The following is a 5,374-nucleotide window of genomic DNA, read 5'->3' on the forward strand; positions in this document are numbered from 1 at the left end:
CGCCGGCTTCGCCGGCTCCTTTCCCTCTCCCGTCGGGAGAGGGAGGGAGGCGCGCAGCGCCGGAACGGTGAGGGTGACCGTCCTTGGCGCTCAATTGTCCAGCGACGCCAGCCGCTCGGCCTCATCCTCGGCGATCAGCGCGCCGACCAGTTCCCCCATGTCGCCCTGCAGGATCTCCGGCAGGCGATGCAGCGTCAGGTTGATGCGGTGGTCGGTCACGCGGCCTTGCGGGAAATTGTACGTCCTGATCCGCTCCGACCGATCGCCCGAGCCGACCATCGACTTGCGCGCGCCCGCCCGCTCGGCGTGGAGCCGCTCGCGCTCGGCCTCGTAGAGACGCGTCCGCAGCACCTTCAGCGCTTTGGCCTTGTTCTTGTGCTGGCTCTTCTCGTCCTGCTGGATCACCGTCAGGCCGGTGGGGATGTGGACGATGCGCACCGCGCTGTCGGTGGTGTTGACCGATTGGCCGCCGGGGCCGGACGAGCGATAGATGTCGATCCTGAGGTCCTTGGCCTCGTCGATCTGGACGTCGACCTCCTCCGCCTCGGGCAGCACCGCGACGGTGGCGGCGCTGGTGTGGATGCGGCCCTGGTTCTCGGTTGCCGGCACGCGCTGGACACGGTGGACACCGGACTCGAACTTCAGCCGCGCGAACACGCCCTTGCCCTCGACGTTGGCGACGACTTCCTTGAAGCCGCCCGCCTCCGACGCGCTCGCGGAGATCAGCTCGACCCGCCAGCCCTGCCCCTCGGCATAGCGCTGATACATGCGCAGCAGGTCGCCGGCGAACAGCGCCGCCTCGTCGCCGCCGGTGCCGGCGCGGATCTCCAGCATCGCCGCGCGCTCGTCGGCGGCGTCGCGTGGCAGCAGCGCAAGCGCGAGGCGGCGGTCGGCGTCGGCGAGGCTGGCATCGTTGGCGCGCAGCTCGTCCTCGGCCATCGCCCGCAGCTCGGGATCGACGTCCTGCGTCATGTAGTGAAGGCTGGTCGCCTCGGCGCGCAGCCGCCGCACCTCGGCGGCGGCCTGCGCGACAGGTTCGAGCTCGGCATATTCCTTCGAGACCGCGACGAAGCGGTCCGATGGCAGGTCGCCGGTCGCCATCAACGCCTGCAACTCGTCGCGCCGCGCCTCGATCTGGTGGATGCGCTCGGGGGAGATGGTAGTCATGCGGGCGGGGCACCCTCACCGTTAAATCTCCCTAGCAGTGGCAGCAATGCTTCCCGCACAAACTCGTCATGATCAAACAGCCCCGAAATCTGTTGTACCCAATACCGCTCGCCTGACGGTCGATCACGAACGAAAACGATAGCATCCAAGCCCCGCTTTTTTGCCAGTTCAACCTGTCTCTTCGCGTTTCCTCTATAAGCAATTTCCGCTGCTACGTCGCCCGCGCGTAGGATGGCAGCGATGCACTGAGCTTCCATCCCTAGCTCAGGGCTATCGGCAACAACTGCAACGCGGACGTCTCTAAGTTTAGGCTCCGCCACCAACATCGCCAGCCGCTCGACCCCCGCCGCCCAGCCGACCCCCGGCGTCTCCGGCCCACCCAAACTCCCGATCAGCCCATCATACCGCCCGCCCCCCAGCACGGTGCCCTGCGCGCCGAGCCGGTCCGTCACGAACTCGAACGCCGTATGCCGGTAGTAATCCAGTCCGCGCACCAGCCGCGCGTCGCGGGTCCACTGCACCCCCGCCGCGTCGAGCCCGGCGGTCACCGCGTCGAAGAACCCCCGCGCGTTCGGCGTCAGATAGGCGTCGATATCGGGCGCGGCGTCGGCGATCGGGCGGTCGCGCGGGTCCTTGCTGTCGAGGATGCGCAGCGGGTTCTTGGCCAGCCGCGCCAGGCTCTCCTCCGACAATTCCGCCCGATGCGCTTCGAAATGCGTGACCAGTGCCTCGCGCCAGGCGTCGCGCGTCGCGGTGTCGCCCAGCGTGTTGAGCTTGAGCGTCACGCCATCCGCGATGCCCAGCTCATGGAGCAGCTGGTCGGCCATCACCAGCAGCTCGACATCGGCGGCCGGCTCGGCGGCGCCGATCACCTCGGCGTCGATCTGGTGGAACTGGCGGAAACGCCCTTTCTGCGGCCGCTCGTAGCGGAACACGGGGCCGCTCGTCGCCAGCTTCATCGGCGCGTGCTGCTGCCAGCCCTCGGTCAGATACGCGCGGGCGATGCCGGCGGTGAACTCAGGGCGCAGCGTAATCGAGTCGCCGCCGCGGTCCTCGAAGGTGTACATCTCCTTCGACACGACATCGGTGGTCTCGCCGATCGAGCGCGCGAACACCTCCGTCGCCTCGAACACCGGCACGTCGACGCGGCCGAAGCAATAGAGCGCGCGCACCCGCTCGAACGTCGCCAGCACATGCGCGAAGCGGCGCTGGTCCTCGAAGACGATATCCTGGGTGCCGCGGATGCGGCGGGGGGTCTGGGCCATCTGGCGCGCGTCTGTAGGCGAGCGTGCGGCCAAGCGCCAGAGGTGCGGCCCTGGCCGCGAGCGATCGTCGGCAGCATTGCCGCCCGCCGTCACCGCGGCTAGCACGGTCGCCATGGCAGATGGCGGATTTCACCTCGGCAAGCGGCTGGCACCGCCTCGCTTCATCCTCGCCATCCTGGTGTTCGCGGCCGGGCTGGCGGCGCTGGTGCCGACGATCGGCTGGGGCCGGGGCACGATGGCGGCGTTCGACATCGCCGCGGCGGTGTTCCTGGTCGCGGTGTCCTCGCTGCTGAAGCGCAACGAGGCGACGCAGATTCGGCGCACGGCCGTCGCCAACGACGCCAATCGGGTGCTGCTGCTGGCGATGACCGCCCTGATCACGCTGGTGGTGCTGGTCGCGGTGCATGGCGAGGTGAAGGGCAACAGCGACACGGGCACCGTGGTGCTGGTGATCGCGACGCTGGCGCTGGCCTGGCTGTTCTCCAATACCGTCTATGCGCTCCATTACGCGCATCTGTTCTACCTGCCCGACGACGATGGCGAGGGCGACCAGCAGGGGCTCTGCTTTCCCAAGACCGACGAGCCCGACTATTGGGACTTCGTCTATTTCAGCTTCACGCTGGGCATGACCTTCCAGACGTCGGACGTCGACATTGCCGGGCGAGGGATGCGCCGGGTGGTGATCGGCCAGTGCCTCGCCGCCTTCGTCTTCAACCTGGGCGTGCTCGCCTTTACGATCAACGTCCTCGGCGGCGGCTAAGCCGCCGTTCAATTAGGACTGGACGCCCCGCCCGCGCCCCTCCTAAGCCGCTCGCCTACCGCGACCAAGAATAGGGGTTCCGATGATCCGCGTGTCCATCGCCTGCCTGCTGCTGTCCACCGCCACCGGCGCTCTTGCCCAGGTGCCCCCCGGCAACTCCGCCCCGCAACCGGTGCCGATGCAGAGCACCATTCCCGAGCCGCAGGACATCCCCTTTCCCGGCGTGATCACGCTCGACGTCGATGCGACCAACGTGACGCAGGGCATCTTCACGACGCACGAGACGCTGACCGGCATCAAGTCGGGGCCGATGACGCTGTTCTTCCCGCAATGGCTGCCCGGCAACCACTCGCCTTCGGGTCAGCTCGACAAGCTCGCCAGCCTGCATTTCCGCGTCGGCGGCAAGGAGGTGGCGTGGACCCGCGACCCGGTGAAGGTCTACGCCTATCATATCGACGTGCCGCAGGGCGCGAAGCGGCTCGACATCGACCTGCAGTTCCTGTCGGCCACCAAGCCCGAGCAAGGCTCGATCGTGATGACGCCGACGATGCTGCGACTGCAGTGGAACTCGGTCAGCCTCTACCCGGCCGGCTATTTCACCCGCCAGCTGCCGGTCGAGGCGACGGTGAAGTATCCGGCCGGCTGGACCGCCGCCTCTGGCCTGCCGTCGCGCAACAACGGGCCTAATTACGCCTATCAGAAGACCAACTATGAGGTGCTAGTCGACTCGCCGACGCTGGCGGGGAAATACTACAAGGCGTTCCCGCTCTCGCCGCGCGTCACCCTCGACACCTTCGCCGACACGCCGGCGCAGCTCGTCGCCACCCCCGAGCAGATCGACAAGCACAAGGCGCTGGTCGATCAGGCGGTGAAGGTGTTCGGGGCCCAGCACTACGACAATTACCATTTCCTGCTGTCGATCTCCGACCAGATCGGCGGCATCGGCCTAGAGCACCATCGCGAGTCGGAGGACGGCAACCGGTCGGGCTATTTCACCGACTGGAAGGACCCGTCGCAGGTCAATGCGCGCAACCTGCTGCCGCATGAGTATACCCATAGCTGGAACGGCAAGTTCCGCCGCGGGGCCGATGCCTGGACGCCCAATTTCGACGTGCCGATGCGCGATTCGCTGTTGTGGGTGTATGAGGGCCAAACCCAGTTCTGGGGCTATATCCTGCAGGCGCGCTCGGGCCTTGCCACCAAGCAGGAGATGCTCGACCTGCTCGCGTCGACCATCGCCAGCTATGACCGCGCGCCGGCGCGGCAGTGGCGCGACATGGTCGACACCACCAACGACCCGATCATCTCGCAGCGCCGGCCCAAGGGCTGGACCAGCTGGCAGCGCTCCGAGGACTATTATGTCGAGGGCGCGATGGTGTGGATGGAGGTCGACGCCATGCTCCGCCAGATGTCGGGCGGCACCAAGTCGATCGACGACTTCGCCCGCGCCTTTTTCGGCCTGAAGGACGGCGATTATGGCGAGGTGACCTACACCTTCGACGATGTCGTCTCGACCCTCAACGGCGTCCAGCCCTATGACTGGGCGAGCTTCCTCACCATGCGGCTGACCGAGACGGGCAAGCCCGCGCCGATCGCCGGGTTCGAAAAGAATGGCTACAAGCTCGTCTATACCGACCAGCCGACCGGCGGCGCGACGCGTGGCATCGAGCGCGGGGGGGCCAACTTCCTCGACTCGCTGGGTATCGCCGTCCTGCCCACCGGCGACCTCGGCCAGGTGATCTGGGCCAGCCCGGCGTTCAAGGCAGGGCTGGACAATGGCGACAGCATCGTCGCGATCGGTGACCTCGCCTATAGCGGCGACCGGCTGAAGGACGCCGTCGTCGCCTCCAAGGACGGCAAGGAGCCGATCCGCCTGACGATCAAGGGCCATGACCGCGTTCGCGAGGTCGCGATCGATTACCATGGTGGCCTGCGCTACCCGCACCTGCAGAAGGTCGGCACCGGCGATACCGGTCTCGACAAGCTGCTCGCGCCCAAATAACCGCTGCCGACCCGATTACGGCCGCTGCTCTCGCCGGGTGGCGCTCGACACCAGAAGGACCCTGATATGCGTATCGATTTGATCCCGGTCGGGAAGGATCCGCCCGACGATCTCAATGTCATCATCGAGGTGCCGACCGGCGGCGAGCCGGGGAAGTACGAGTTCGACAAGGCGTCGGGG

Annotated in this window: 4 protein-coding genes and 1 pseudogene; 3 read left to right on the forward strand and 2 right to left on the reverse strand. The window is 67.1% G+C overall.

Going from position 1 to position 5,374, the window contains the following annotated elements:
- Positions 1-90: 90 nt before the first annotated feature.
- Positions 91-1,167, reverse strand: a complete 1,077-nt coding sequence (gene prfA / locus HUU96_RS10560; protein ID WP_174292766.1) for a peptide chain release factor 1 — start codon at positions 1,165-1,167, stop codon at positions 91-93.
- Positions 1,164-2,432, reverse strand: a complete 1,269-nt coding sequence (gene hisS / locus HUU96_RS10565; protein ID WP_174292767.1) for a histidine--tRNA ligase — start codon at positions 2,430-2,432, stop codon at positions 1,164-1,166. The genes prfA and hisS overlap by 4 nt, the downstream gene beginning before the upstream one ends.
- Before the next feature lie 112 nt (positions 2,433-2,544).
- Between hisS and HUU96_RS10570 the strand changes: the two genes are divergently transcribed.
- The 3 genes and pseudogenes from HUU96_RS10570 to HUU96_RS15145 all read left to right on the forward strand — a co-directional run.
- Positions 2,545-3,192, forward strand: a complete 648-nt coding sequence (locus HUU96_RS10570; RefSeq protein ID WP_174292768.1) for a DUF1345 domain-containing protein — start codon at positions 2,545-2,547, stop codon at positions 3,190-3,192.
- A gap of 82 nt (positions 3,193-3,274) precedes the next feature.
- Positions 3,275-5,194, forward strand: a complete 1,920-nt coding sequence (locus HUU96_RS10575) for a M61 family metallopeptidase (RefSeq protein WP_174292769.1) — start codon at positions 3,275-3,277, stop codon at positions 5,192-5,194.
- A 66-nt stretch (positions 5,195-5,260) separates the two neighbouring features.
- Positions 5,261-5,374: pseudogene (locus HUU96_RS15145) on the forward strand (inorganic diphosphatase); the annotation flags it as partial.

Source organism: Sphingomonas bacterium (genome assembly GCF_903644135.1).
In the GTDB taxonomy this organism is placed as follows: Bacteria; Pseudomonadota; Alphaproteobacteria; order Sphingomonadales; family Sphingomonadaceae; genus Sphingomonas.

What these genes read in the sequence shown, in the direction of transcription:
- prfA (WP_174292766.1), bottom strand. Translation starts at nt 1,167, where the DNA reads ATGACTACCATCTCCCCCGAGCGCATCCACCAGATCGAGGCGCGGCGC.
- hisS (WP_174292767.1), bottom strand. Translation starts at nt 2,432, where the DNA reads ATGGCCCAGACCCCCCGCCGCATCCGCGGCACCCAGGATATCGTCTTC.
- HUU96_RS10570 (WP_174292768.1), top strand. Translation starts at nt 2,545, where the DNA reads ATGGCAGATGGCGGATTTCACCTCGGCAAGCGGCTGGCACCGCCTCGC.
- HUU96_RS10575 (WP_174292769.1), top strand. Translation starts at nt 3,275, where the DNA reads ATGATCCGCGTGTCCATCGCCTGCCTGCTGCTGTCCACCGCCACCGGC.